General features: G+C 58.1%; 25 protein-coding genes and 1 tRNA gene. 20 read left to right on the forward strand and 6 right to left on the reverse strand.

Features of this window, described 5'->3' with window-relative positions:
• Positions 1 to 97 precede the first annotated feature (97 nt).
• The 6 genes from serS to secF all read left to right on the forward strand — a co-directional run bounded on the left by serS (position 98) and on the right by secF (position 6132).
• On the forward strand, positions 98 to 1609 hold the full coding sequence (serS, locus tag B2P82_RS09225; protein WP_290496742.1) for a serine--tRNA ligase: 1512 nt from the start codon (positions 98 to 100) through the stop codon (positions 1607 to 1609).
• On the forward strand, positions 1606 to 2367 hold the full coding sequence (gene surE, locus B2P82_RS09230) for a 5'/3'-nucleotidase SurE (RefSeq protein ID WP_290496744.1): 762 nt from the start codon (positions 1606 to 1608) through the stop codon (positions 2365 to 2367). Before serS ends, surE begins: the two co-directional genes overlap by 4 nt.
• On the forward strand, positions 2355 to 3008 hold the full coding sequence (locus B2P82_RS09235) for a class I SAM-dependent methyltransferase (protein WP_290496746.1): 654 nt from the start codon (positions 2355 to 2357) through the stop codon (positions 3006 to 3008). Before surE ends, B2P82_RS09235 begins: the two co-directional genes overlap by 13 nt.
• A gap of 94 nt (positions 3009 to 3102) precedes the next feature.
• Positions 3103 to 3474, forward strand: a complete 372-nt coding sequence (gene yajC / locus B2P82_RS09240; protein WP_051607524.1) for a preprotein translocase subunit YajC — start codon at positions 3103 to 3105, stop codon at positions 3472 to 3474.
• 48 nt (positions 3475 to 3522) lie between these two features.
• The gene (secD, locus tag B2P82_RS09245) at positions 3523 to 5130 is read left to right on the forward strand and encodes a protein translocase subunit SecD (RefSeq protein ID WP_290496748.1); all 1608 of its coding nucleotides are present in this window, start codon (positions 3523 to 3525) and stop codon (positions 5128 to 5130) included.
• Between the two features lie 18 nt (positions 5131 to 5148).
• Positions 5149 to 6132, forward strand: a complete 984-nt coding sequence (secF, locus tag B2P82_RS09250) for a protein translocase subunit SecF (protein WP_290496750.1) — start codon at positions 5149 to 5151, stop codon at positions 6130 to 6132.
• Between the two features lie 15 nt (positions 6133 to 6147).
• On the opposite strand, the gene B2P82_RS09255 is transcribed toward secF, so the two are convergent.
• Positions 6148 to 6711 carry an LOG family protein gene (locus tag B2P82_RS09255; protein WP_290496752.1) on the reverse strand — a complete coding sequence of 188 codons (564 nt, stop codon included), beginning with the start codon at positions 6709 to 6711 and terminating at the stop codon, positions 6148 to 6150.
• A 154-nt stretch (positions 6712 to 6865) separates the two neighbouring features.
• Between B2P82_RS09255 and B2P82_RS09260 the strand changes: the two genes are divergently transcribed.
• Entirely contained in the window at positions 6866 to 8704 is a 1839-nt protein-coding gene (locus B2P82_RS09260) for an ABCB family ABC transporter ATP-binding protein/permease (protein ID WP_290496754.1), read from the forward strand.
• Positions 8705 to 8719: 15 nt separating this feature from the next.
• A complete protein-coding gene (locus tag B2P82_RS09265; protein WP_290496756.1) occupies positions 8720 to 9583 on the forward strand; it encodes a phosphatidylserine decarboxylase in 864 nt (287 codons plus the stop codon).
• Here the strand turns inward: B2P82_RS09265 and B2P82_RS09270 are convergent.
• Positions 9580 to 9795, reverse strand: a complete 216-nt coding sequence (locus B2P82_RS09270; RefSeq protein WP_290496758.1) for a DUF2842 domain-containing protein — start codon at positions 9793 to 9795, stop codon at positions 9580 to 9582. The two genes, B2P82_RS09265 and B2P82_RS09270, sit on opposite strands and share 4 nt — an antisense overlap.
• A 73-nt stretch (positions 9796 to 9868) precedes the next feature.
• Between B2P82_RS09270 and B2P82_RS09275 the strand changes: the two genes are divergently transcribed.
• Positions 9869 to 10915 (forward strand): COX15/CtaA family protein, encoded by a 1047-nt coding sequence (locus tag B2P82_RS09275; RefSeq protein ID WP_290496760.1) that lies wholly within the window; start codon positions 9869 to 9871, stop codon positions 10913 to 10915.
• Here B2P82_RS09275 and B2P82_RS09280 read toward each other — a convergent pair.
• A complete protein-coding gene (locus tag B2P82_RS09280) occupies positions 10893 to 11864 on the reverse strand; it encodes a hypothetical protein (protein ID WP_290496762.1) in 972 nt (323 codons plus the stop codon). The genes B2P82_RS09275 and B2P82_RS09280 overlap by 23 nt on opposite strands.
• A 38-nt stretch (positions 11865 to 11902) precedes the next feature.
• Here B2P82_RS09280 and rplM point away from each other — a divergent pair, with 38 nt between their 5' ends.
• From rplM to argC, 3 genes are all read left to right on the forward strand, one after another.
• Complete coding sequence (rplM, locus tag B2P82_RS09285; RefSeq protein ID WP_034811561.1) at positions 11903 to 12367, forward strand: 50S ribosomal protein L13; 465 nt, start codon at positions 11903 to 11905, stop codon at positions 12365 to 12367.
• A 44-nt stretch (positions 12368 to 12411) separates the two neighbouring features.
• Positions 12412 to 12858, forward strand: a complete 447-nt coding sequence (gene rpsI, locus B2P82_RS09290; RefSeq protein ID WP_233347546.1) for a 30S ribosomal protein S9 — start codon at positions 12412 to 12414, stop codon at positions 12856 to 12858.
• Between the two features lie 87 nt (positions 12859 to 12945).
• Positions 12946 to 13893 (forward strand): N-acetyl-gamma-glutamyl-phosphate reductase, encoded by a 948-nt coding sequence (gene argC, locus B2P82_RS09295; protein WP_290496765.1) that lies wholly within the window; start codon positions 12946 to 12948, stop codon positions 13891 to 13893.
• Between the two features lie 2 nt (positions 13894 to 13895).
• Here the strand turns inward: argC and B2P82_RS09300 are convergent, their stop codons facing one another.
• Positions 13896 to 15725 carry a PHA/PHB synthase family protein gene (locus B2P82_RS09300; protein WP_290496767.1) on the reverse strand — a complete coding sequence of 610 codons (1830 nt, stop codon included), beginning with the start codon at positions 15723 to 15725 and terminating at the stop codon, positions 13896 to 13898.
• 72 nt (positions 15726 to 15797) lie between these two features.
• Between B2P82_RS09300 and B2P82_RS09305 the strand changes: the two genes are divergently transcribed.
• The 8 genes from B2P82_RS09305 (at position 15798) to B2P82_RS09340 (ending at position 22965) form a co-directional block, all read left to right on the forward strand.
• The gene (locus tag B2P82_RS09305; protein ID WP_290496769.1) at positions 15798 to 16235 is read left to right on the forward strand and encodes a hypothetical protein; all 438 of its coding nucleotides are present in this window, start codon (positions 15798 to 15800) and stop codon (positions 16233 to 16235) included.
• A complete protein-coding gene (locus tag B2P82_RS09310) occupies positions 16232 to 17440 on the forward strand; it encodes an LL-diaminopimelate aminotransferase (RefSeq protein WP_290496771.1) in 1209 nt (402 codons plus the stop codon). Before B2P82_RS09305 ends, B2P82_RS09310 begins: the two co-directional genes overlap by 4 nt.
• A 110-nt stretch (positions 17441 to 17550) precedes the next feature.
• Positions 17551 to 18804, forward strand: coding sequence for a homoserine dehydrogenase (locus B2P82_RS09315; RefSeq protein WP_242517329.1), 1254 nt, complete (start codon positions 17551 to 17553; stop codon positions 18802 to 18804).
• 57 nt (positions 18805 to 18861) lie between these two features.
• A complete protein-coding gene (glpX, locus tag B2P82_RS09320) occupies positions 18862 to 19815 on the forward strand; it encodes a class II fructose-bisphosphatase (RefSeq protein ID WP_256434926.1) in 954 nt (317 codons plus the stop codon).
• A gap of 65 nt (positions 19816 to 19880) precedes the next feature.
• Positions 19881 to 21674: a single-stranded-DNA-specific exonuclease RecJ gene (gene recJ, locus B2P82_RS09325; RefSeq protein ID WP_290496773.1), complete on the forward strand. Its 1794-nt coding sequence runs from the start codon at positions 19881 to 19883 to the stop codon at positions 21672 to 21674.
• Positions 21675 to 21752: 78 nt separating this feature from the next.
• Positions 21753 to 21827, forward strand: a tRNA-Glu gene (locus B2P82_RS09330).
• Between the two features lie 157 nt (positions 21828 to 21984).
• Positions 21985 to 22317 (forward strand): DUF6538 domain-containing protein, encoded by a 333-nt coding sequence (locus tag B2P82_RS09335; protein WP_290482650.1) that lies wholly within the window; start codon positions 21985 to 21987, stop codon positions 22315 to 22317.
• 84 nt (positions 22318 to 22401) lie between these two features.
• Entirely contained in the window at positions 22402 to 22965 is a 564-nt protein-coding gene (locus B2P82_RS09340) for a hypothetical protein (RefSeq protein ID WP_290496775.1), read from the forward strand.
• 387 nt (positions 22966 to 23352) lie between these two features.
• Here the strand turns inward: B2P82_RS09340 and B2P82_RS09345 are convergent, their stop codons facing one another.
• Positions 23353 to 24372, reverse strand: a complete 1020-nt coding sequence (locus tag B2P82_RS09345) for a sugar kinase (RefSeq protein ID WP_290496778.1) — start codon at positions 24370 to 24372, stop codon at positions 23353 to 23355.
• A gap of 98 nt (positions 24373 to 24470) precedes the next feature.
• On the reverse strand, positions 24471 to 25352 hold the full coding sequence (locus B2P82_RS09350; protein WP_290478707.1) for an NAD(P)-dependent oxidoreductase: 882 nt from the start codon (positions 25350 to 25352) through the stop codon (positions 24471 to 24473).
• Positions 25353 to 25357: the final 5 nt, after the last annotated feature.

Here is a 25357-nt window from a genome sequence, read left to right on the forward strand (position 1 = left end):
GGTCTGATTCCCAAAATGACTAAGCATATCCCCCGGTTGCAGGCAGGCCCGGCGCGGATTAGAGCAATGACCGACTGACCACACAGGACCATCAGAAATGTTCGACATCCGCGCCATCCGCGAAAACCCCGAGGCTTTCCGCGCCGCCTGGAACCGGAAGAAGCCGGAGCTTGGCAATGTGGTGGACGATATTCACGCGCATGACGCGGCCCTGCGCACGGCTGTGACCGACAAGCAGGAAGCGGAAAAGCTGCGCAATGAGACCTCCAAGCTTATCGGCCGGGCCAAAGCCTCGGGTGATGAGGCGGAGTTCGAGCGCCTGCGCAAGATCGTCGCCGACGCCAAGGATACGATCGAGGCTGCCGGCGAGCAGGAAGAAGCCGCCCGCAAGCTGCTCGACGATTTGCTCTATGGCCTGCCGAACATTCCGCTGGCCGAGGTGCCCGAAGGCCAGGACGAGGATGGCAATGTCGAAAAGGCCCGCTGGGGCGAGCCGAAATCCTATGATTTCGAGGTGAAAGACCATGCCGATCTCGGCGAAGCCCTCGGCATGATGGATTTTGAGACGGCCGCCAAGATGAGCGGCGCGCGCTTTGTGCTGCTCAAGGGCAAGCTCGCGCGCTTCGAACGCGCACTCGCCGCCTTCATGCTGGACGTGCAGACCGAAGAGCATGGGTACACGGAATGCTCCCCGCCGGTGCTCGTGAAGGATCAGGCCTTGGTTGGAACTGGGCAGTTGCCTAAGTTCAAGGAAGACCTATTCAAAACTGAAAATCCCAACATTCGAGAAGAATTTGTTGAAGGCATGAAGTCTTCGATGATTGCATTCATGAATGCGCTCCAAGGTAACGCGAACACTCCGCTTGAAAAGCGCCTTGCTGAGCAGCTAGATGCGGCAGGTTACGAACAATCTACGAGATTGGAGCGCGCTGGCGAGCTTACTAAAGCCCTCCAAAGAGAGGATCTAGGGTTGAAGCCAGAGTGGGTTGATCGCGACACTTCTCACTACCTCATCCCCACCGCAGAAGTTCCACTTACAAACATTGTCCGTGAAAGCATCATTGAGCCGGGCGAGCTGCCAAAGCGCTTTACCGCCCACACGCCGTGCTTCCGCTCGGAAGCAGGCAGCGCAGGCCGCGACACGAAGGGCATGATCCGTTTGCACCAGTTCAACAAGGTCGAGATGGTCTCTGTCGTCGCGAATGAGGAAGAGGGACTGGCCGAACTTGAGCGCATGACCGAATGCGCCGAGGCGATCCTGAAAAAGCTCGACCTGCCATTCCGCCGGATGCTGCTCTGCGCAGGCGATATGGGGGCAGGGGCGCGCAAGACCTATGACCTCGAAGTCTGGTTGCCGAGCCAGGACACGTATCGCGAAATCAGTTCCTGCTCCTATTGCGGCGACTATCAGGCCCGCCGCATGAGCGCGCGCTACCGCCCGGAAGCGGGCGCGAAGCCTGAATTCGTCCACACGCTGAACGGCTCCGGCCTCGCGGTCGGCCGCACGCTGGTGGCCATCCTCGAGAACTACCAGAACGAAGACGGCTCCATCACCGTGCCGGAGGCGCTGCGCGGATACATGGGCGGGCTGAAGGTGATTTCGGCATGAGAATCCTCCTCACAAATGATGACGGCATCAACGCCCCAGGCCTTTCGGTGCTGGAAGACATTGCGCGGGAAATCTCTGACGATGTCTGGATCGCTGCGCCGGAAGAGGAACAGTCCGGCAAGGGCCGCGCCATTTCGCTGACCCATCCGGTCCGTACGCGCGAAGTGGGCGACAAGGCCTGGGCCGTGGCGGGCACGCCGTCCGACTGCGTCCTGCTGGCGACGCACAATTTGATGCCAGAGAAGCCGGACCTTGTGCTGTCCGGCGTCAATCGCGGCCAGAACATTGCCGAGGATACCAGCTTCTCCGGCACGATCGCGGCGGCGCTGTTCGGCATGCAGCTCGGCATTCCGTCCATCGCACTCAGCCAGTCGCAGAGCTTCCGGGAGCGCGGCTCCCTGCCTTGGGACACCGCCCGGGCCTGGGGCAGCAAGGCGATCAAGCCGCTGATCGAGCATGGCTGGCCCGGTGACGCGGTGATGAACGTGAACTTCCCGGATGTTGAGCCCGATGAGGTGAAGGGCATCCAGATCACCCGTCAGGGCTTCCGCGACGAATCGATCATCCATACCGACCGCCGCGAAGACCTGCGGGGCAATGATTATTACTGGATCGGGTACAAGGGCAAACTCTCCAAACCGGATGCTGGCACCGATTTGCGGGCGATCTATGACGGCTATGTCTCCATCTCCCCGCTTCATGTGGACTTGACGCATGAAGTATTCCTCCGGACCCTGCGGGAGCTATGGAAGACCTGATCACCGATCCATTCCGTGCCGCCCGACTTGTCCTGCGCTTGCGTCAGGAGGGGGTCACGGATGATGGCGTGCTGAGAGCGATGGAAACGGTCGACCGGGGAGCCTTTGTCGATGATCCCGCCCTGAAAGACCTTGCCTTTGCTGACTGCGTGGTGCCCATCCCGTGCGGCCAGACAATCCCGCGCCCGGCAGCGACCGGGCAATTGCTTCAGGCGCTGGGCCTCGGCAGCGAGCGCAAGGCGCGTCTTCTGGTGATTGGCATGGGGTCTGGATATATCGCCGCATTGGCCGGTCAGCTTGCCGCGGATGTGTTTGGCGTCGAGCGGTACAACAAGCTGACCGATCATGCGCGCCAACGGATTGTGAGCCTTGGCCTCGACAATCTTGCGGTGCGCTACGGCGATGGCCTGCTCGGCTGGGCTGAACGCGGGCCATATGACCGCGTCCTCATCACGGGGCAAGTGGATGCGATCCCTCAGGCTCTGTTCGACCAGCTCAAGCCTGGCGGATTGGTGATCACACCGATGCAACACGAAGGGCGCCAGCAGATTGCGCGCATGGCGCGCGACGGCACGACTGAATGGTTCAGCCTGTCGCATGAGTTGGCGCCTATAGTGCCGGGATGTTCCCAGGCGCTATAGTTGCAGTGGTTTCATCTGCAGGGCTTGTTTGCCAATGCAACTGCCCACAGCTATAGGAGCAACACATTTTCAGGGGTCTATGGGAGAGAACCAAATGCTGACCAGACTTGCCACGCTGACCGCAGGCGCCGCCATTGTAACACTGCCGGCCTTGGCGCAGGCCGCGCCAAGCGCGTCGGGTCCGAGCATCATGAGCCAGGTGCTCTTGTTCCTGCCGTTGATCCTGATCTTTTACTTCCTGCTGATCCGCCCGCAGCAACAGCGCGCGAAGAAGCACAAGGCCCTGATCGAGAATATCAAGAAGGGCGATACGATCGTCACGTCCGGCGGCATCGTCGGCAAGGTGACCAAGGCGGGCGACGAGGAAGTCACGGTCGAACTGGCCGAAGGCGTTCGCGTCCAGATCATCAAGCAGATGGTGATCGACGTTCGTGGCAAGAACCAGCCTGTTGCCGCCAACGATTAAGGGCCTGCAGGGCCCGCTTGCGGCCCTTCGCATGACAAGGAATTCCGCATGCTTCAGTTTCCACCTTGGAAGGTCGCGCTTGTTCTTCTGACACTGGCATGGGGTGTCGTCATGGCGCTGCCGAATGTCGTGAACATGGATGATGCGCCGGGTTTTATGCCCAAAAAGGGCGTTAATCTCGGCCTAGACCTTCAGGGCGGCGTCTACCTGATGATGGAAATCAATCCAGACGAGGTGATTGCCAACCGTCTGGAAGTGTTTGCCGGTGATGTGCGCAGCGCGTTTACCAATGTGACGCCGTCCGAGCGTATTGGCCATCTGCCAGACGTGAAGGGGCGCCAACTGGAGATCACGCTGACGCGTCCTGACACCGAAGGCAACTTCCCGATGGACGAGGCGCTCCGTCGTATGCGCAAGCTGAACGGCAATGTGGAAGGCGCGATTGGCGGCGCGAAGACGTACGAAATCGAACAGCTCGGCACAGACCGGATTCTCGTCACGGTTCCCGCCGCATCAGAAGAAGCATTGATGAAAGACGCGCTGGGCAAGACGATGACCATCGTTCGTCGCCGCGTCGATCCCGACGGTGTTTCCGAAATCTCGATCACGCCGCAGGGCAATGACCGGATCATTCTTGAGGCGCCAGGCGAGCCCGACCCGCAACGCTTGAAGGATTTGCTCAGCCGTGACGGCAAGATGACGTTCAATCTTGTTGATGACAGCCCATCCGCGATCACCTCGGCGCAGGCAGGCGTGGCGCGCGCGGGCTATCGCTTGCTGGAAGGGCCGACGACCGGGGCGCTGCTCGTGCGGAACATTCCGGAAGTGACCGGCGCAGATATTGCCAACGCAGCGCAAGGTTTTGACGAAGGTAACCGGCCACAGATTACGTTCCGCCTCAACAGCAATGGCGCCCGGAAATTCTACGACACGACCCGCAACAATTCCGGCAAGCTTTTTGCGATTGTTTTGGATGATGTGATCATGTCAGCGCCGCGCATCAATGAACCGATCCCTGGCGGCAACGTTCGCATCACGGGTGATTTCACGCAGGAAGAGGCCCAGGACCTTGCCGCGATCATCGAGGCTGGTGAAATGCCAGCCAAGGTCCAATTCCTGGATCAGCGCACGGTCAGCGCCACGCTGGGGCATGACTCCATTCGCGCCGGTACACGTGCATCCATGATCGGCCTCGCGCTTGTGGCGATCTTCATGATCATTGCTTATGGCCTGATGGGAGGTTTTGCCGTTGGCTCGCTTGCGGCGAACATCGTTCTGATTCTTGGGGCGCTCTCTGGGCTCGGCGCTACGCTGACCCTGCCGGGTATCGCAGGCATCATTCTGACCATCGGTATGGCGGTCGACGCCAACGTGCTCGTGTTTGAACGTATCCGCGAAGAACAACGCAATGGGCGCTCTCCCCTCACGGCCGTTCAGGCCGGGTATGAACGTGCCTTTTCGACCATTCTCGATGCGAACGTTACAACCCTGATCGCCGCCATCATTCTCTACCTGCTCGGTTCAGGACCGGTGAAAGGCTTCGCTGTGACGCTGGCCATCGGTATCGTCACGTCGGTGTTCACCGCCTTTGTCGTGACCCGCTGGTTCACGGTCATGTGGTTGAAGACCTTCCGTCCCAAGAAGCTCGCGGTCTAGGCCCGGAGGAGATACGATATGCTACTCAAATACTGGCCCCAAAAGACCAATCTGAGCTTCATGAACCTTCGCCTTATTGGCGCAGTTGTCTCAGCATTGCTGATTGCATCCTCCATCTTCTTCCTCGCGACGCGGGGGCTGAACTTCGGCGTCGACTTTGCAGGCGGTACAGTGATGGAGTTGGAGCAAACGGACACGATCACCGTGGAAGGTGTGCGTCAGGCAATGCCGCTCAACGCTGATGTGAACAGTGCGGTCGGTACCGATGCGCGCAGTATCGTGGTCGTGAAATACGGCGAAGCAGATGCGTCCATTCTCGGGGAAGAATTTCAGGCGCTCTCTGCCAGCGACCAGGCCGAACGCGCGACGGGTGCGACCAACGAACTGGTGACAGAAACGCTGAAAGAGGCGCTGGGCATAACTGACGAGCAGATACTCCGCAACGACTCGGTTGGCCCCAAGGTTTCGCAGGAATTGTTTAGGGACGGGATCACGGCGCTGATTGCAGCCCTTGCGCTGATGCTGGTCTATATCTGGTTCCGGTTCGAGTGGCAGTTCTCGGTCGGCGCCGTGGCGGCGCTCGCACATGACGTGATCATCACGCTCGGCGTGTTTGCGTTCCTTCAGATGGAATTCAACCTAACCACTATTGCGGCCCTGCTGACAATCATTGGTTACTCGATGAACGACACGGTCGTTGTGTTTGACCGGGTGCGTGAAGAGAAGCGCAAGTACAAGAAGATGGCCGACAAGGAGGTCATCGACCTTGCGCTGAATGGCACGCTATCACGGACCTTGCTCACCTCTGGCACGACCCTGTTGGCTTTGATGGCGATCTTCTTTCTGGGCGGTCCAGTCCTGCGCGGCATGAGCTTCGCGTTGATCTGGGGCGTATTTATCGGGACGTACTCGTCCATCTTCATCGCCTCGACCATCGTTCTGGCGTTGGGCATGGATCTCAACAAGAAACCGATTGAGGATGTTCCGGGCTTTCAGGGCTGAACGCCTGTCCCCGGCCTAATTGTCCAGGACGATAACCTTGTCCATCAGCGCGTCGATGGCTTGTTGTGGCGTATCGCTGTGAACCAGTGATGCACGGAAACCTTCCGGTGTGAACTTGCCGTCGATGATATGTTCCATCAGTTCGAAAAAGGGCGACCAGAAGCCGTCTTCGTCAAGGAAGGCCATTGGCTTGGCATGCAGGCCGAGGCGTGCCCAAGACAAGATTTCGACCGCCTCTTCCAGCGTTCCGATCCCGCCTGGCAAAACGATGAAGGCATCAGATTCATCAAACATCATTTGCTTGCGGGTGTGCATATCGTCGACGATACGGTGCTCAACATCCTCGTAGATCCGTTCCTTGTTGAGCAGGAAGCGCGGCATGATGCCCAGCACATCGCCTGCGGATTCGTGGGCTGATCGCGCGCACGCCCCCATCAGGCCAACGCCACCGCCGCCATAGACGAGGCGGATATCGCGTTTGGCCAGTTCGCGGCCCAATTCTTCGGCCAGCTTGATATAGCCCGGCTGAACATCGTCGGACGCGCCGCAATAAACGCAGATGGATTTGATATTCGTCATGCGGGGTTCGCCTTTCAAACTTGCCTCAGCGAGGCGTGCCGTTGCCCTATATGGGGCCTCGTATTCCTCGACCAGTAACAATTTCAGGACGTTTCGCTGTTCGGCGCAACATGCAGGGTTTGCTGATCTGTCATTTTGTTCCCATATGCGGGCGATGACGAATCCTCACGCTGCCGCCGCTGACCATGACAAGATCGAAAGCGCTGATGGCGGGATCGGCGTCTCCATTCTGCGAATCCTGAAGCTGCTCGCGCGTCCGGAACTGTCGAAATGGCGGCCAATCATGGTGATCGCAATCTTGATCACACTCGCCGCTTCGGTTTTGGAGGTGATTTCACCCCTGCTGCTAGGTCATGCAATCAACCGCGCGGTTCCGGAAGGTGGCGAAGCGGCAGCCTTCGGCGCGGCTGCATATTGGCTCGCGATCGGGATCGGCGTCCGTTTTCTTGCTGCGGCCATGCCACAGGTGCGTGACTGGCTGTTTTCTCCCGTTAGTCAGGACGCACAACGCGTCGCCAGCGTGGATGCGTTTGGCCATGCGCAATCTCTTTCGCTGAACTTCCATCAGACTCGGCGGACCGGCGCGCTCAATCGAGTCATTGAGCGCGGTGCGAGTGCCATCGATTATTTGATTCGCTTTCTCGCCTTCAATATAGGGCCGACCTTCGTGCGGCTGGTGCTCGCCTCTATCGCGCTCGGCGTCGCTTATGATTACCGCCTGTCACTGATCGCGGTCTTTACGATCATCATCTATGTCATCGCCACAGTAATCATCACCGAATGGCGCGTGCGTCAGCGCCGCCGGATGAATGAAGCCGACACCCATTTCCGGGCGACCTCCGTCGACATTCTGACCAATTTCGAAACCGTGAAGGCTTTCGCTGCTGAACGCCGCGAAACCGGCCGGTTCAACGACGCGATGCGCAATTACAATCATCGGTATGTCGATGCTGTCCGGTCCATGTACGTCCTGAACGCAACGCAAGCGGTGGTAATGAATGCAGGCTTGTTGGCGGTGCTCGTCCTGTCGGCCTGGAATGTCATTCAGGGAACCATGTTGGTCGGCGACCTGACGGCCGTCATGCTGATGCTGCTGTCACTATACGCGCCGCTGAATATTCTCGGCTGGGCCTGGCGCGAGATCAAGCAAGGCGCGGTGGACCTCGAAAAGCTCTACGGGCTGCTCGCCATGAAAACCGAAGTGGCGGATGCGCCAGATGCGATGCCATTGTCGAAGCCGACTGGGCATGTCGAATTTCGCAATGTGGGTTTCAATCATGAAGGCCGTGCAGTTGGCGTGCAGGATGTCAATTTTGACTTGCTGCCCGGCCGCAAGGTTGCGTTTGTCGGCACATCTGGGGCGGGAAAGTCGACGCTGCTTAAGCTCCTGTTCCGCTTCTACGATGTCGATCAGGGCAGCGTGTTGGTCGATGGGCATGATGTGAGATCGCTGACACAGGAATCCCTGCGCAAGGCGCTTGGGCTCGTGCCTCAGGACGTTGTTCTGTTCAATGACACGATCCGGTCCAACATCGCTTACGCTCGTCCCGATGCCAGCGACGAGGAGCTGCGGGATGCTGCGCGCCGGGCGCAATTACTCGATTTCATCGAATCGCTGCCCGATGGCTGGAAAACACGCGTTGGCGAGCGGGGCCTGAAACTGTCTGGGGGTGAGAAGCAGCGCGTGGGAATTGCCCGCGTGATTCTGGCCGATCCGTCCATCCTCGTGCTGGACGAGGCCACGTCAGCGCTGGACAGTGCGACGGAAGAGGCCGTGCAAGACGCGCTTGAGGATGCCGCCGAAGGGCGTACGACATTGATGGTCGCCCACCGCCTGTCTACCGTGAAATCTGCTGACGAGATCATCGTTCTCGATGCCGGGCGAGTGATTGAGCGCGGCACACATGCAGACCTGCTGGCAAAAGGCGGCAAATATGCTGATATGTGGGAAAGACAGGCCAAGAGCGCGGAGATCGCGCTCGCTGCGGAATAGAAAAGGCTGGCGGGCATGACCGAAGACCTCGAACGGAAGACGACGCCCTGGATGACCGGCGGGCTCGATTGGGAGGGCGTTGCGGCTGCGTTGGCCTCCCTTCTGGTCGGCCTGTTGCTAAGTTGGGTCTGGGATCCACTCTTCTGGGTTGGGTTTGCCGGGATGATCGCTGCCTTGATGGCGGCGCGCTGGGCCAAGCGAACCGCGCCAGATCTTGCCAGCGGCATTGTGGCGCCGTGCGATGGGGTGGTGGTATCAGTGACCCCAGCCGATCCGCCGGGCGAATTGCGCATGTCCGGCGCGGAAACCACACGCATCCGGATATCTTCGTCGCCGGCCACAACGAACCGACTCTACGCGCCGATTGCTGGCAGTCTGGAAAGCCTCATTACGGAAGACGGCGAACAAACTGTCCCATTTGCCATGCGCCCTGATGCAGACGGATTGGCGATTTCATACCTGTTGTTTGAAAGCCGTGCACAGCAGGTAGGTGTGCGCATCGCGACAGGCGGTCTTGGCCCACGTCAGGAATTGGAAGCTGAATCGGGCGATATCATGCGACTTGGACGCGTGTTCGGAAAACGACGGCTGGGCGGCTGGTGCGATGTGTATGTTCCGGCCAAAGCCGGCCAGTTGATTTGGCCTGGCCAGACATTGATCGGGGGGGAAACCGTGCTGGGCCGTCTGGAATCCGATCGCGACGAAGGCTCTTTCGAAACGATGTCGGGAGAGGCAGGTGAATTGCCATTAGGCGTGACGGAGGATGAATCGGTCGAGGAGGACGCTTATCCGGAGCCCGACGAGGCAGATACACCTGACGATCCGGCTGTTATGCTGGCGCGGTTGAAGGAAGCCACCAAGAACAAACCTGAAGACTAGTCTTCCTGATTTGGCGCATCGCGATTCATCCACGCGAAGATCGGCTTGTTCGGGATGATCCAACCGATTCCTGCGAATACGTAGAACAGCATTTCAGCCCATTTCGGCCAACCTGAGACAATCGGACCGACTGAGCCGACCATGATAATCCAGCAGACCATGAAGGCCAGCAGGATCAGGCTCGCGACGATTTTCCTGGTCGGATAGCTCATGGGTATGTCTCTCAACTGCACATGCGACTTTGCCGCCTCTTGCGCGGGCGTCTGGTTGGATCATGTATCTCGCATGAGCGAAACGTCAAAAGTCAGCCCCTCCGCAACCTGGATCCGCCGTTGGCTGATCCTTGTCGGTCTGATGGTCTATGCCATGATCCTGATTGGTGGGGCCACACGCCTTACGGATTCCGGCCTCTCCATCACCGAATGGAACCCGGTCAGTGGTGCGCTCCCACCGCTCTCCGACGGCGCGTGGCAAACCGAGTTCGCGAAGTACCAGCAAACCGCTGAATACCAGCTCGTGAATCAGGGCATGTCGATGGCGGAGTTCCAGAATATATTCTGGTGGGAGTGGGGGCATCGCTTCTTCGGGCGCATGATTGGCTTGGTGGCTGTTGTGGGTTTTGCGATCTTTGCCGTTCGCGGTTGGCTGACCAAACATCTTACTTGGCATCTGATCGCATTGATCGGACTCGGTGGTTTGCAGGGTGCCATAGGCTGGTGGATGGTGGCGAGCGGCATCGGCGAAACCACGCGCGTGGACGTCGCGCCCTATCGGTTGATGACCCATTTCACACTTGCGCTGTTAATTATCGCCTACATCACCTGGCTCTGGCACGATCTTGGCGAAAAGGGGCGACCGGCGGTCGCTGGGCTCACCCGAAGCGTCGCCCTAATACTTCTGGTCGCGATTTTCATCCAGATGGCTGCCGGCGCCTTGGTTGCCGGCCTTGATGCGGGCCGGTCCTACAATGATTGGCCGTTGATGGCGGGAGAGCTCGTTCCGTCACACTATGTGGAAGAAGGCCTCGGTGCGCGCAGCCTGTTTGAAGGCCGCGCTGCAACGCAATTCAATCACCGCATTCTGGCCTATGCCATCTGGGCCGGATCATTGGCATCCGCCTGGGCGTTCCGGAGCACGCCACTGCGACAGGAATTTCGTTGGCTGGCTGTGCTCGTGACCCTACAGGCAGTGTGGGGAATTCTCACGCTTGTACACGCCGCCCCGATGAACCTTGCTCTGGTTCATCAGGGTCTTGGCGTGATCGTTACGCTGATGGCAGTGCGTCTTATCTGGCAATCGCGTGGGACGTCTAGCGAGAATCGTCCATCGTAAGGGGGCTTGGATCAACGAATACGGCCTGATGCTGGTCCGGGGCGGTTTCGCCCGCGATGACAATCACACCGCCTGGATATCCACCACTCATCATCGTGCCCATGGCGGCCATCGCATCCGGTGCATCTGGCGCAATAACGGTAATGCCATCCCGAACGGTGATTTCGGTGTTGGTCATGCCCAAATCTGTTGAGACCTGAAGCCCACTGCCGTCTTCGATGGAGAGCAGGGCGTCAAAATCGCCACGTGTGAGCGACGCTGCGCTTTTGGCACGCGGGGAGGCAACCAATGTGTCGCTCGTATAGGCGCAGGACCTGATCCCAAAATCTGTGAAGGTCGATTCGCTGGCATCCCAGGAAAACTCGCCATTCTCTTCCCGCACGATGCCGGTCTGAAGTACGCGATCATTGGTCGAGGTCCAGTAAGCCACTCGCATGATACCGGCTGCCCGCATCGGACCGGAGCAAACGCCGGCAATGGAGCTCGTGTTTGGAACGGGCAGGTCGACCTGAGCCGGGGCGAGGAGGCCTTCGCCGTAAAGATATGCTTTCAGCTGGCCCTCGCGGGTGATTCCCGGGAATATGGTCACTGTGCTGCCGCCAAGCGTGGCGCTTTGGCCGCTGGCGAGGTCAGTGAGCCTGAAGTTGGCAGGTTCCCCCAGAATTTCGCCATTCATATTGAACAATTGCAGGCCGCCGCGCTCATAGGCGACTGCCAGCAGGCCTCCGAGGCCTCCGGAGAGCGCCACAGCGTTCACTTTGCCTTCCAATGGGCGCGTGGACCATACAGCGGGAAGCTCCACACCAGCAGCGATTTCAGAGGCAGAAGCCGGTACTTCGGGGGCTTCGGCTTTCTTCGAGCATCCAACTGCTGTAAAAAGCAGGGCGAGGCCAAGCCCTGCGTTGACAACCGGGGAAGTGGCGCTTAAACGCCAGCGCTTGAATTGCATTCCATGAACTCCGAAAGCGAGAGGCTCTTAGTAGAGCGATGAAAACCTATAACGCACCAGCCAACGTAGAGCACAACTGGGTCGTGATCGACGCGACCGATGTCGTCGTCGGACGCCTTGCTTCATATGTCGCCAAGCGCCTGCGCGGCAAGCACCGTGCTGACTTTACACCTCACATCGATACGGGCGATCACGTCGTCATTATCAATGCTGACAAGGTGAAATTCACCGGTCGCAAGATGACGGACAAAGTGTACTACCGCCACACCGGTTATCCGGGCGGCATCAAGTCCACGACGCCGGAAAAAATTCTCAATGGTCGTTTCCCTGAGCGCGCGCTTGAACTCGCCGTGAAGCGGATGATGCCAAAAGAAAGCCCGCTGGCCCGCAAGCAGTTCTCGAAACTGCACGTGTATGGCGGCGCGGAGCACCCACACGAGGCCCAGAAGCCCGACACTGTCGACTTCAAAGCCATGAACCGCAAGAACATCAAGGCGGCCTGATCAACATGACTGACACTGCAAACTCCCTCCAGGATCTTGGCGCCATGTCCGGCGCAACCGAAGCTGAAGCTCCGGCTGCTCCAATCGAGCCGAAGATCGACGCTCAGGGCCGTGCTTACGGCACCGGTCGCCGCAAAGAGGCCGTCGCCCGCGTCTGGATCAAGCCCGGCACTGGCAAGATCACGATCAATGGTCGCGATCAGGAACAGTACTTCGCGCGCCCTGTGCTGCGCATGGTAATTGCTCAGCCACTGGTCGAAGCTGGCCGCGAAGGCGAGTTTGACATCATTGCAACTGTGAAGGGCTCCGGCCTTTCCGGTCAGGCAGGCGCTGTGCGTCACGGCCTGTCGCGTGCCCTCGTCAACTACGAGCCAGGCCTGCGCGCCGTGCTGAAGCCATTCGGATTCATGACCCGCGACCCACGCGTTGTCGAACGCAAGAAGTATGGTCGTGCGAAAGCACGCCGCAGCTTCCAGTTCTCGAAGCGCTAGGCCGCACACCGAATATTATTATTCAGGCGGGCGCTTCGGAAACGGAGCGCCCGTTTTGTTTTGTCCGGAATCGGAAACACACAGATTATGCTGCCCAGAGTATTCATTGATGGCGAAGCCGGAACGACCGGCCTTCAGATTGCCGAGCGACTGCGGGCTCGCAAGGACCTTGAGCTGATTTCCATTGATCCGGACAAGCGCAAGAACAATGTCGAGCGTGCGCGCCTGATGAATGCATCCGACGCGGTCATCCTTTGTTTGCCCGATGATGCAGCGCGTCTTGGGGTGTCCCTCGTGAACAGTCCGAACACGGTGATCATCGATGCATCTACCGCGCACCGGGTCGCGAGTGGCTGGACCTACGGATTTCCGGAAATGGACAAAGGTCAGCGCGCCGCAATTCAAGCATCCCGGCGGATCTCTAATCCAGGCTGCTATCCCACGGGTGTGATTGCGCTCCTGCGTCCGCTCGTCTCGAAATGGCTGGTGCCAACCTCTTGGCCCATCGTGGTCTCTGCTGTGTCGGGCTATACCGGCGGCGGCAAGGCCATGATCACGGAATTCGAAGACAAGGCGTCCGAAACGTATTCTGAAGATAATCACCGCATCTATGCGATGGGACAGAAGCACAAGCATCCCCCTGAGATGAAGAAATATTCCCGGCTCGAGCACGCTCCCGTCTTCATGCCGTCAGTGGGGCGTTATGCGCAGGGTATGATCGTTGAAATCGGTCTGCCGCTCTGGGCCATTCCGGGTAAGCCACGCCGTGCGCAAATTCACGCGGCACTGACCGCAGCCTATCAAGGCGAGCGATTTGTAAGTGTGGCCTCCCTCGCAGACTGCGATGCCTTGAAGGGTGTTGAGCCAGAGGCCTGCAACGGAACCAATCGGATCGATCTGTTTGTCTTCGGCACGGATGACGAGGCGCGACTTGTGGCGCGTTTTGACAATCTCGGTAAGGGCGCTTCTGGCGCGGCGGTGCAGAACCTCAATATTGCGTTGGGGCTGGACGAAGACGCTGGCTTGACGGCTTGAGCTTACTTAAGCCTGATATCTTCAAGACGGACTCTGGCATAAGTGCCCGGTGCGGCGCCGAGGCCCATGTCTTTCGGTTGCTTCGCAATGACTTTGCGACCGGACTTCGGCCGTAGCCAGTCCCACCAGGTCGGCCACCAGGAGCCTGCATGCTCCTCCGCACCTTCGAGCCATTCCGCGCCAGTTTCTGGCAGCGCGCCATTATTGGTCCAATGGCAATACTTTCCGGAATCCGGATGGTTCACCACGCCGGCAATGTGGCCTGAGGCGGCGAGGATGAAATTGGTCTTGCCGCCAAATACCTTGGCGGTGCGGTAGACACTTTCCATGGGGCAGATGTGATCGTCGCGGCTGGCCTGCACCATGATCGGAATGTCGACCTTTTTCAGGTCCACTGTTTCGCCGAGCACCTTGAACTTGCCGCGCGCGAGCTTGTTTTCGGCGTAACAGTCCTTGAGATATCTGCGGTGTACCTTGCCCGGAATATTGGTCTGGTCAGCATTCCAATACAGCAAATCAAACGGCCGCGGTTCCTTGCCCAGCATATACTGGTCGATGACGTAGCGCCAGACCAGATCAATCGGGCGTAGCCAGTTGAAGGTTTCGTACATCATCGTTCCAGGCATGATGCAGTCATGTTCTTCGATGATGGAGTCGATATAGGCGCGGCCATTATCGTCGGTGAAGACTTTCAGGTCTCCGGCTAGGCTGAAATCGGACTGGGATGCAAAGAAGGTGGCTGACTTGATACGCTCGTCGCCGCTGGCGGCCATGTGGCCGAGGGCGGAAGAGAGTAGGGTGCCCCCGATACAATACCCGACTGTATTGAGGCCCTTCTGCCCAGTCGCCTGAAGCGTGGCTTCGACGGCGGCATAGATGCCATTCTTCACATAGTCGTTCCACGTGTAGTCGCGGGTCACTTCGTCGGCCGAGCGCCACGAGACGACAAAGACTGACAGGCCCTTGTCTAGCAGCCAGCGGATCATCGAGTTTTCTTCGCGCAAATCGAGGATGTAGAATTTGTTGATCCAGGGCGGGAAGATCAGCAACGGACGCGCATAGGTCTGCTCGCCAATTGGTTTGTACTGGATCAGTTCGATCAAATCATTCCTGAAAACAACTTCACCGGGCGCCGTCGCGATGTTCTCGCCGAGTTTGAACGGCGTCTCGTCAGTCTGGGTGATGTAGAGTTTGCCATTGCCCCTTTTTACATCGTCGCGAGCCATCCGGATGCCTGCCAGCACGCTCTCACCGCCACTTTCGAAGAAGGTGCGCAGGGCCTGCGGATTGCTGCCGAGATGATTGGTCGGCGCGAGACTGTCGGCCAATTGCTGGCTGAAGAATTTTGCGCGCAAGTGAATATTGTCCGGCAGGTCGTCCTTCACATGGTCGGCCAGGCCCATCAGCCATTTAGCATTGAGGTCATAGGCTTTGCGGATAAATTTGAAGCCGGGATTGCGATCCCATTCAGGGTCGGAAAAACGTTTGTCCCGGACCGCATTGGCGGCGCCGGTCACGCCTTCCAGTGCCATTTCCTGCCACAGCTCCATCCAACCCTGCATGAGTTGCATGTTGGCGTTCATCAATGCAACGGGGTTCTTCGCGAAGCCTTGGCCCACGGCTTGGAAAGCTTCGCCCACACCCATAGGGTCGCCATTCGTCACAGTGCCGAGTGGCCCGGATCCTGACAGGACATCTAGCAACAGGGCGTGAGATTCTGTATTGGCCAGCGCCAGCGTGGTCAGCAGGGACTGCATTTGCACGGGGTTTTGCTGGGCGAGAATCTCGGCGAGCAGTGGCTGGCTGTCTTTATTGTTCTTGCGGTCGACCATTCGTCCCAATATCGCCTTGTTTAGCCGCCTCTAACTATTCTACGGAATAATTGTGATTTAATGAGTTTAACCATGAAAAACACGGCGATTCCCCTGACAAGTGTATGTTGCCTGCTATTGGCAGCGTGTACGGGGTCGTTTTCGAAGGTTCGGACCGCCATCGACCAGGCACCGGACTGGTATGATGCGCGCCGTGTGGAAATTCGTGGCGAAGGCTATCCCGAGATTGTCGATATTCCGACAATTGAAAGGGGGAATACGCCGGGGCAAACACTCGAAACATCGAAAGCGCGCGGCGCTGAGTTGCGCGCAGTATTTGCGGAAAACGCGCGAGCGGTCGCGCCCGCAAATGCCGCCGCCGAGATCGAAGACCTCAGGGAATCGGTTCGGCGCGGATTTGCGGGCTTTGAGGCCAACTCCAACTTCCTGACGGATGAGGAGATTGAGGCCATACGATCCGCTTTTGATGTTCCACGAGTTACGAGGGGCCTACGGGCCGCCAACAGATGAATACAGATTTCCACAAGATCCGCCGACTTCCCCCATACGTTTTCGAACAAGTGAACCGCACCAAGGCGGCGCTGCGCGCGCAAGGTGCGGATATTATCGATCTGGGTATGGGCAATCCCGATATGCCAACGCCAGAACACATCGTCGATAAGCTGTGCGAGACGGCCCGTCGCCCTGACGTGAATGGCTACTCTGCTTCGCGCGGTATCAAGGGCCTGCGCCGCGCTGTGACCAATTACTACCAGCGTCGCTTCGATGTGTCCCTCGACATGGATCGGGAAGTCATCGTGACGCTCGGATCCAAGGAGGGGTTTGCGAACCTCGCTCAGGCCATCTCGGCGCCGGGCGATGTCATTCTTTCTCCCGACCCGTCCTATCCGCTGCATTCGTTCGGATTCATAATCGCCGGGGCATCCATTCGCAGCGTTCCTGCGCACACGCCGGAAGAGTACCTGTCCAATCTCAGCAAGGCCGTAAAATATTGTGTGCCACCGCCGACGGCGATGGTTCTGTGTTTTCCTTCCAACCCCACGGCTGAAGTATGCGATCTCGACTTCTACAAGGAAGCCGTGAAGTTTGCGCGCAAGCACGATTTGATCGTCTTGTCCGATCTTGCTTACAACGAAATCTATTTTGACGAGCCAACCCCGTCGATCCTTCAGGTGGATGGTGCAAAGGACATCGCCGTTGAATTCACCACCATGTCGAAGACCTATTCCATGGCTGGATGGCGGATCGGGTTTGTGGCCGGCAACGAGAAGCTTGTTGGCGCACTGGGGCGCGTGAAATCCTATCTCGACTACGGTGCATACACGCCGATCCAGGTCGCGGCGACAGCTGCGCTGGACGGCCCTCAGGATTGTGTCGACGAATTTCGCCAGATCTATCGGTCACGCCGCGACGTGCTGGTGGAGAGCTTCACGCGGGCCGGCTGGCCAATCCCGTCGCCGAAAGCCTCGATGTTTGCCTGGGCTCCGATCCCTGAGCCGCTCAAGGAAATGGGCAGTCTCGAATTCTCGCTACAGCTGATCAATGACGCACACGTGGCCGTCGCACCGGGTGCCGGATTTGGAGAGCAAGGCGATGGGCATGTCCGGATTGCGCTGGTCGAGAATGAGCAGCGTATCCGGCAGGCAGCGCGCAATATTCGCAAATTCCTGCAGTCCCGCGGGATCAAGGATATCCAGCCCGCCGCGGCAGAGTAGCGCGCGCCCTCGACGCATTCGACCAAACCCGCTATGCGCTGCCCCTGAAAGTCAGACACTCAAACTGAAAGGGTGACCAATTGGGGCCGTTGAGAATAGGTATTGCGGGTTTGGGCCACGTCGGATGTGGTCTCATCGAACTGGTTGAGCGGCAGGAGCGCCTGCGCATTCCGGGTAAGATCGAGATTGCAGGTGTGAGCGCGCGTAGCCAGTCTCGCAACCGGCCCGTTGATACAAGCAAGTATCGCTGGTTCGATGACGCTGCGACCCTGGCTGAAGACCCGGAAGTCGACGTATTCGTTGAATTGATCGGAGGATCTGACGGCCCGGCGAAGTTTGCGGTCGAAGAGGCCCTTAAGGCGGGTAAGCCGGTGGTCACCGCCAACAAGGCCCTGATGGCCAAGCATGGCATGGCGCTGGCCAAGCTGGCTGAAGAAAAGCAGGTCGATCTGTTGTTCGAGGCCGCTGTCGCTGGGGGTATTCCAGTCGTGCGCGTGTTGCGCGACAGTCTGGCAGGGGTCGAAATCAAACGCGTCGCGGGTATCCTGAACGGTACCTGCAACTTCCTGACAACAGAAATGCTGGCAACGGGCCGCGCTTATGACGAAGTGCTCGCCGAAGCCCAGAAGCTTGGATATGCCGAAGCTGATCCTACGCTGGATGTTTCTGGCATGGATGCCGCGCACAAGGCAGCGATTCTCTCTGCCATTGCGTTCTCTGCTGACCTCGACTTCTCCAAGGTGGAAGTCTCTGGAGTAGATGGGGTCGAACTGCTCGATTTGCGCCTTGCCGATCGCCTGGGGTTACGGATCAAGTTGATAGCAGAGGGTGTTTTGACCGATGAAGGCGTTGTGTGCCGGGTTGAGCCAATGGCCTTGCCTGTGTCGCATCCGCTTGCCCGCATTGATGGCTCCCTGAACACGGTGCGTATCGAAGGTGATCCTGTGGGTGCCGTCACCTTGACGGGCCCTGGCGCGGGCGCTGGTCCCACCGCGAGCGCCGTGATGGGAGATGTCGCAAAGCTGTTCCGCCCGGCGATCCGACCGGCCTTTGGACGCGCAGAACACCACATGGCGCGGCCCTTCACAACTGGGCGCAAGGATGAGGTGGCCCAGTTCTTCCTGCGGGTACGACTGGCTGACAAGCCGGGCGCGCTGGCGGCACTTTCGGAGTCTTTGGCCGCTGAAGGCGTATCCGTCGACAAGCTGCTTCAAGATTCAGCAGATGATACTGGTGCAAGCCCGATTGCGATTGTCACACACCGATGCGAACGATCAAATATGGACGCGGCCTTGGCGCGATTGGAAAAATTTGCAATTGCTGTTGATCCGCCGCGCCTGATCAGGATCGAGTCGGCAAGCTAATTGCTTTAGATAGGCGCAGAGCCTTTATGTTTTGCGCGTTCGGAGAATTGAGAATTCATGAAAAATAGCGTTCTGACGCCCAGCCTTGCCGATTCCATGGTCCGTGTTACGGAATCTGCTGCCATAGCCGCCGCCAAACTGGTTGGCCGTGGAGATGAGAAGAAAGCCGATGCAGCCGCTGTGGATGCGATGCGCACGGCATTCAACGAGGTTGATTTCCAGGGTCGCGTGGTCATCGGCGAAGGTGAACGCGACGAAGCGCCCATGCTGTACATCGGGGAAGAAGTCGGCACTGGTAAAGGAGCCGAGATCGACATCGCCCTTGATCCGCTGGAAGGCACCACACTAACCGCAAAAGCCATGGCCAATGCGCTGGCCGTGCTGGCCATCGCGCCGCGTGGCGGCCTGCTGTATGCGCCAGACACCTATATGGACAAGATTGCCGTAGGCCCTGGCTATCCGGAAGGCATTATCAGTCTGGATGCGACACCTGCCGAGAACATTCAGGCGCTGGCCAAGCACAAGGGCATGGATGTCACCGACATGACCGCTTGTGTGCTGGACCGCCCGCGTCATGAAGGCATCATTGAGAGCCTGCGTTCGGTTGGCGCGCGTGTGGCCCTGATCACGGATGGCGATGTGGCCGGCGTAATCGCGACGACCAACCCACACACCGGAATTGATCTCTATGTCGGTCAAGGTGGCGCGCCCGAAGGCGTACTTGCAGCAGCGGCCCTCAAATGTGTTGGCGGCCAGATGCTGGGACGCCTCGTGTTCCGCAATGATGATGAGCGCAAACGTGCTGAACGCACGGGCATTACCGACTTCGACCGCACTTACTCCCTGAATGAACTCGCCTCGGGTGACACAGTATTCTGCGCGACAGGCGTGACCGATGGATCGATGCTCAGCGGCGTCAAATCCGCAGACGGTCGTGTGCACACTCACACGCTCGTCATGACGTCACTTGACGGCATGGTGCGCTATGTGCGCTCCGATCATAAGGTCTGAGCCGGGCGTTTCCCGTGACAGCCTAGATGCGTTAGAATCTCCGGGAAGCGATTCCCGGAGAACCCATGGCTGACCCAGCCCTAAAGCAAGATACGACGCTATTCGATGTGCAGAGATCGGCCACGGGCCGGTTCTGGACGCTTGCGTCTGTGGATGAGGCATTGGTGCGGCGGCTCCAGCCGAGCGTCGGTGGATCCGATTTGTTGGCCAGGTTGCTCGCCACCAGAGATGTGACGCCAGACGAAGCGGCGACTTATCTGTCCCCGACCTTAAGGGAGACATTTCCTGATCCGTCGAGTTTCTCAGACATGGACAAGGCGGCCGAGATTGTGCTCGACGCGATTCTCGCAAAGAAGCGCGTCACGGTCTTTGCTGACTATGACGTCGATGGCGGTACCAGCTCAGCAATTCTCGCGCGATATTTCCGGGCATGGGGCGAAGACCTCGGGCTTTACGTGCCGGATCGCCTGGAAGAGGGGTATGGTCCTTCGCCCGAAGCTTTTCGACACTTGAAGGAAAAAGGCGCGGAACTCGTCATTACCGTCGATTGCGGCGCAGCTGCGGTCAATGCGCTGGAAGAGGCGGAGTCTATCGGTCTGCCCATTGTCGTCATCGATCACCATTTGATGGCCGGGCATAACCCTCCAGCGGCTGCACTGGTCAATCCGAACCGGCCCGACTGCAACTCTGGTTGTGGTCATCTCGCTGCGGCGGGCGTCGTTTTTGTTTTTGCTGCCGCATTGAACCGATTGGCGCGGGAACGAGGCATTGCGCCTCCGGAAGGTCTACCGGACATCATGTCGTTTCTTGACCTCGCAGCACTTGGGACGCTTTGCGACATGTCACCCCTACGCGGTGTAAACCGAGCCTTCGTGCGACAAGGGCTCAGCATTCTGTCCCGCGGTCAAAATGAAGGCCTGCGCGCGCTGGCCGAAGTATCCGGGATCAGCAAAGTGGACAGTGTGTACCACGCTACATTCATGCTGGGGCCACGGCTTAACGCAGGCGGTCGTGTGGGTGATCCGTGGATCGCCGCGAAACTTCTGGCTACGGATGACCGGTCAGAGGCAATTGCGCTGGCCGAGCGGCTGCACGCACTCAATGACGAACGCAAGGCCGTCGAGGCGGCGATTCTCGATCAGGCCACCGCACAGGCTGAGCAGGCGTTACAGCGTAATCCAGACCGGGGTATCCTGGTCGCCGGTGGCGAAGGCTGGCATCCCGGCGTGATCGGCATCGTGGCCGGACGCCTGAAGGAACGGTTCCACCTTCCCTGCATAGTCATTGGCTGGGGACAAGGGCTGGGGCCCGTCGCTAAGGGATCCGGCCGCTCGGTGACAGGGGTGAATATTGGCGACGCGATTGCCGCCGCCGCGCGCGAAGGAATCATTCTCTCCGGTGGTGGTCATGCCATGGCGGGCGGACTGAGTCTCGAACCCGAACAGATCCCGGCGTTCGACGAGTGGATGGTCAGCCATATGGCGAAGTTTACGGCAGAGCGTGCTGCGGCACTGGAACTGCCCGTGGATGCGATCCTGTCTCCGGGCGCAGCATCTCCTGCGCTGGTTGATCAGATCGCCGGTATTGGCCCGTTTGGTGTCGGATCCCCCGAGCCTGTTTTCGCGCTGCAATCGGTACATGTCACGGGCGTGCGACAGGTTGGCGTAAATCATCTGAAGTTCACCGCCGAAGACTCCAGTGGGCGTCTTGATTGCATCGCTTGGCGTAGCGCTGACCAGCCTTTGGGGGAAGTAATTTGTCCGAATGCGCGGCTCCATGTTGTTGGAAAATTGAAGGCGGATGAGTGGAATGGCCGTCGGCGGGTACAGCTGGATGTCAGTGATGCAGCTGAGGCATGATTTATCTGCAGAAACCCGCCTCAAAGCGCTTTACGAGTCAGAAATGAGCAGCTATATCGCCTGTCTTCGAGCCGGTGCGGTCCCTTCGTCTATCGGTTAGGACGCCAGGTTTTCAACCTGGAAAGAGGGGTTCGATTCCCCTAGGGACTGCCACGGCTTGAATTCCATTGAAAAACAATGTGTTACGCGATGCAAAATCGCTGATTTTCAACACACTTTTCAACACGATTCAGTGTCGCTAGAACGCATTTCCCCGGGGGTCACTTGATCGTCGGAAGGGTTCATTATGCGTGCTAGAAGGTATCGATCTATGAGTTATGTTTATGAGAGATCCAATGGACTCTTTGAGATCAGGTATCCGATCCCTTCAGATGTCGTGAGCTACTTTCCAAAACCAAATAGCAAGCGGTTCAGAACTCATATTATCAAGTCACTTTCGACGCGGGATCAGAACGATGCCAACAAAGCAGCCATTGATTGCATCAAGGAGTTTGAAGGTGCGTTTTCCGTTCTGAGAGAAGGCGTCGCTTCCAATGATTTCAAAGCTTTTTGCCGAGTGGCTTATGAACAGGAAACTGCAATCATCACGGAAAGCTTCCTGAGCACGGAGACAGGCAAGAGCGGTCGCCTCGATCAACGCTGAGGGGATCTTCGGAGCGCCCTGACAACTACCGATACCGAGCAACTTGAAGCGCTAGTTGGGTGGCTCGTCGATCACTATTTGGATGTGACCACCAGCAAAAGTGCGTCCGTTCCAAGGGATACACCCATTCGCAATGCGATGCTCAAAGCTGCAGCCGGTGTGCTGTCGGATGCGTACACCCACGGTTTGGCTGAAATTCGCGGCTTAGCAAGACCTCCTCAACCAAAGTCTCCATTTTTGAAGGCTGAGCCAACAGTATTGCCCGCACTTGGAGATAATACACCTTTAACGCCGGAGGGGCGTAAATCTCTGGAGCAATATTGGGAGGTCTACGAACAGGTCAAACAGGATTCGACGACACCTGTGAAAGCAAAGACTTTGGAGCGTAGACGGGTTGCGTGGACTGAGTTTCATGAACTCACCGGTTCGTCTCTTCCGATATTTAAGGTGCAAAGATCTCACATCTGGGCGTATCGAGATGCCCTGAAAAGAGCACCAGCCAGGTCGGGTTCCATATCTGAGCTCAGACGGTTAAGTTTTCCGGAGAAGCTCGAAAAAGCCCGCAATGGCAGTAATTATGCCAAGTTGACCCAGGAACCATTAAAGACCGGCTCAGGCAAATCCAAGTTGTTCTTCAGCTGGCCGTAATTCGAGGACACTTAGTGAGCAATCCTGCGGTGGGGGTCACCGAATCCAGCTCAGTTACCAGACCGAGCAGAAGAGCCTACACCACCAAAGAGCTAAATGTAATATTCACGTCGGACCCGTTCGACAGGGTGTGGCCGTTGGAAGATGACAACACGATCGACCTTCCAACGTACTGGTTCACCGCCATTCGATCGGGTTCGCGGTACGGGTATTTCTCGACGGTTTGAGCCGAAGATATTGGATGCATCCGGGTGGAGGAGGGCGGCGATCCCTAAGACTTCTCTACTTTGCTTCGACTGCGCTCCCAGGAGTCCGTGGAGCAGCCTAGGTCCTGCTCGTTCGCGAATGACGGAGACTGGTTCGCATTAAACTGACAACACCACCCCATCAGCGACGCAATTGCCCGAAGCGTGTCGTGGAGACGAGAGCATCGACTTCACTGACAGAGACTGCGTTGCTGTCTCCGTGTATCGAGTGTTTTAGGCAGTTGGCGGCGGCGCCAAACTCCAGTGCTTCACTGGGCTTTCGGGCGTCGACCAGTCCATAAATCAGCCCGGCACAAAAAGCGTCGCCGGTTCCGACGCGGTCTAGGATGGCTGTCATTTCGTACGTGCGCGAAAAATAGGAGCCAGCCTGCGTGCGCAGATGCGCGCTCCAACTATGATTTTCTGCCGACTTTGAATTTCTTAGCGTGATCGACGCATTTGTTAACTGGCTGTACCGTCTGAACAGCTGCTCGGTCAGGGATTCCGCCCACACCTGACTGCCATTCTCACCTTCGCCGTCCACACCGAGACAATGGGTGCAGTCGCCTCTTCCGGCGATCAATGTATCGGCCAGCGAAGCAAGAGCTGGCATCACCTCAATGGCCGATCGACCATATTCCCACAACCGTTCGCGATAGTTCAGGTCGAGCGAAACATGTATATTCCGTCTCCGGGCTTCCTCCATGGCAAAAGTCGCAAGTTGGCGGGTCTCATCTGAAAGCGCGGGCGTAATGCCGCTGATATGAAACCAATCTGCTCCGTCAAAGGCTGCGTTCCAGTCAATATCATCGGGGGATAACTCGGAAAACACACTGCCGGCCCGGTCATACACCACGCACCCGGAGCGAAAATCGGCACCTTCTTCCATAAAGTAAAGTCCCAGCCGGCCAGGACGCCGAATGACCTGACTCGTATCGACATCGTGGGCCCGGAGGAACCGGAGCGCTTGCGCTCCGAGTTCACCTTCCGGAAGCCCCGTGACCAAGCGAGAGGCGAGACCAAACTCTGCAAGCGATACGGCGACATTGGCCTCGGCGCCCCCGTGGCAGACCTCGAAGGCCTGCGCCTGGCGCAGACGCAACTTGCCGGGGGGCTTCAAGCGCATCATGAGTTCGCCAAGTGTGACGATGGTCTTTGACATGGTCGATGCCTTTCGATGCGCGGTTCTGCCGAAAATCGGCTTGTGTGGTGTAGATGTAAACAAAAAACAATCCTGGAACGGACAGAACTCGTAATCGCTTACCTTTTCAAATCAACGAAGTAGTCGAAGATTTCCGGCACATTACCTGAGCCCATTCCGGCTTCGACGGCTGCTGAGAGATTACTTGAGGTGCCTTCGGCAATCAGGGAGCGAGAACCGAGATCCGAGACCATCTGGTTAAAGTAACGCAGATCCTTGTTTGCATTGTTGATGGAGAACCCAAGGTCGCTCACACCGTCGACCGCGTAGTTCTTGCAGAACTTCATGAACGGCGAATTGGACGGACCAGATGACATTATGTCGTAGAGCTGACCGCGGTCTACGCCGGCCAGTTTTGCCGCAGCGAAAGCCTGCGACATGGCGCAGACGGTTGTCATGCCCATGAAGTTGTTGATCAGCTTTGTCGTGTGGCCGGCACCGAGCGGGCCGAGATAAAAGACGTTTTCGCCCTGTTCCTTGAGGACCGGCTCGTACTTGTCGAACGTCGCCTTGTCACCGCCAGCCATGATATTCAGCAGCCCGTCCTTGGCGTGCGCAGGCGTACGACCGAGGGGCGCATCAATCATGCCCACGCCTTTCTTGCCGAGGTCCGCGCCGATTTTCTGGGAGGATGCTGGAATGGACGTGCCGAAATCGATGAGCACAGAGCCATCCTTGATGCCTTCTAGGATACCATCGGCACCGTAGACGAGTTTCTCGACCACTTCGGACGTCGTCACGCAGAGCTCAACGATGTCGCTTTTTTCAGCCAGTTCCTTGGGCGAGCTGGCTTCGGTCGCATTTCCTCTCGCCAGAACAGCAGCGACGGCATCCTTGTTGAGATCCATCACGATGACTTCGAAACCCCGCTTCTGCAGGTTTTCGACCATATTGCCGCCCATCAGCCCAAGACCGATGAAACCAATGACGGGTTTTGACATATTCA

Origin of the sequence: Hyphomonas sp. UBA4494 (genome assembly GCF_002388935.1) — a bacterium.
Lineage (GTDB): Bacteria > Pseudomonadota > Alphaproteobacteria > Caulobacterales > Hyphomonadaceae > Hyphomonas.

What these genes read in the sequence shown, in the direction of transcription:
- serS (WP_290496742.1), top strand. Translation starts at nt 98, where the DNA reads ATGTTCGACATCCGCGCCATCCGCGAAAACCCCGAGGCTTTCCGCGCC.
- surE (WP_290496744.1), top strand. Translation starts at nt 1,606, where the DNA reads ATGAGAATCCTCCTCACAAATGATGACGGCATCAACGCCCCAGGCCTT.
- B2P82_RS09235 (WP_290496746.1), top strand. Translation starts at nt 2,355, where the DNA reads ATGGAAGACCTGATCACCGATCCATTCCGTGCCGCCCGACTTGTCCTG.
- yajC (WP_051607524.1), top strand. Translation starts at nt 3,103, where the DNA reads ATGCTGACCAGACTTGCCACGCTGACCGCAGGCGCCGCCATTGTAACA.
- secD (WP_290496748.1), top strand. Translation starts at nt 3,523, where the DNA reads ATGCTTCAGTTTCCACCTTGGAAGGTCGCGCTTGTTCTTCTGACACTG.
- secF (WP_290496750.1), top strand. Translation starts at nt 5,149, where the DNA reads ATGCTACTCAAATACTGGCCCCAAAAGACCAATCTGAGCTTCATGAAC.
- B2P82_RS09255 (WP_290496752.1), bottom strand. Translation starts at nt 6,711, where the DNA reads ATGACGAATATCAAATCCATCTGCGTTTATTGCGGCGCGTCCGACGAT.
- B2P82_RS09260 (WP_290496754.1), top strand. Translation starts at nt 6,866, where the DNA reads ATGACGAATCCTCACGCTGCCGCCGCTGACCATGACAAGATCGAAAGC.
- B2P82_RS09265 (WP_290496756.1), top strand. Translation starts at nt 8,720, where the DNA reads ATGACCGAAGACCTCGAACGGAAGACGACGCCCTGGATGACCGGCGGG.
- B2P82_RS09270 (WP_290496758.1), bottom strand. Translation starts at nt 9,795, where the DNA reads ATGAGCTATCCGACCAGGAAAATCGTCGCGAGCCTGATCCTGCTGGCC.
- B2P82_RS09275 (WP_290496760.1), top strand. Translation starts at nt 9,869, where the DNA reads ATGAGCGAAACGTCAAAAGTCAGCCCCTCCGCAACCTGGATCCGCCGT.
- B2P82_RS09280 (WP_290496762.1), bottom strand. Translation starts at nt 11,864, where the DNA reads ATGCAATTCAAGCGCTGGCGTTTAAGCGCCACTTCCCCGGTTGTCAAC.
- rplM (WP_034811561.1), top strand. Translation starts at nt 11,903, where the DNA reads ATGAAAACCTATAACGCACCAGCCAACGTAGAGCACAACTGGGTCGTG.
- rpsI (WP_233347546.1), top strand. Translation starts at nt 12,412, where the DNA reads ATGTCCGGCGCAACCGAAGCTGAAGCTCCGGCTGCTCCAATCGAGCCG.
- argC (WP_290496765.1), top strand. Translation starts at nt 12,946, where the DNA reads ATGCTGCCCAGAGTATTCATTGATGGCGAAGCCGGAACGACCGGCCTT.
- B2P82_RS09300 (WP_290496767.1), bottom strand. Translation starts at nt 15,725, where the DNA reads ATGGTCGACCGCAAGAACAATAAAGACAGCCAGCCACTGCTCGCCGAG.
- B2P82_RS09305 (WP_290496769.1), top strand. Translation starts at nt 15,798, where the DNA reads ATGAAAAACACGGCGATTCCCCTGACAAGTGTATGTTGCCTGCTATTG.
- B2P82_RS09310 (WP_290496771.1), top strand. Translation starts at nt 16,232, where the DNA reads ATGAATACAGATTTCCACAAGATCCGCCGACTTCCCCCATACGTTTTC.
- glpX (WP_256434926.1), top strand. Translation starts at nt 18,862, where the DNA reads ATGAAAAATAGCGTTCTGACGCCCAGCCTTGCCGATTCCATGGTCCGT.
- recJ (WP_290496773.1), top strand. Translation starts at nt 19,881, where the DNA reads ATGGCTGACCCAGCCCTAAAGCAAGATACGACGCTATTCGATGTGCAG.
- B2P82_RS09335 (WP_290482650.1), top strand. Translation starts at nt 21,985, where the DNA reads ATGAGTTATGTTTATGAGAGATCCAATGGACTCTTTGAGATCAGGTAT.
- B2P82_RS09345 (WP_290496778.1), bottom strand. Translation starts at nt 24,372, where the DNA reads ATGTCAAAGACCATCGTCACACTTGGCGAACTCATGATGCGCTTGAAG.
- B2P82_RS09350 (WP_290478707.1), bottom strand. Translation starts at nt 25,352, where the DNA reads ATGTCAAAACCCGTCATTGGTTTCATCGGTCTTGGGCTGATGGGCGGC.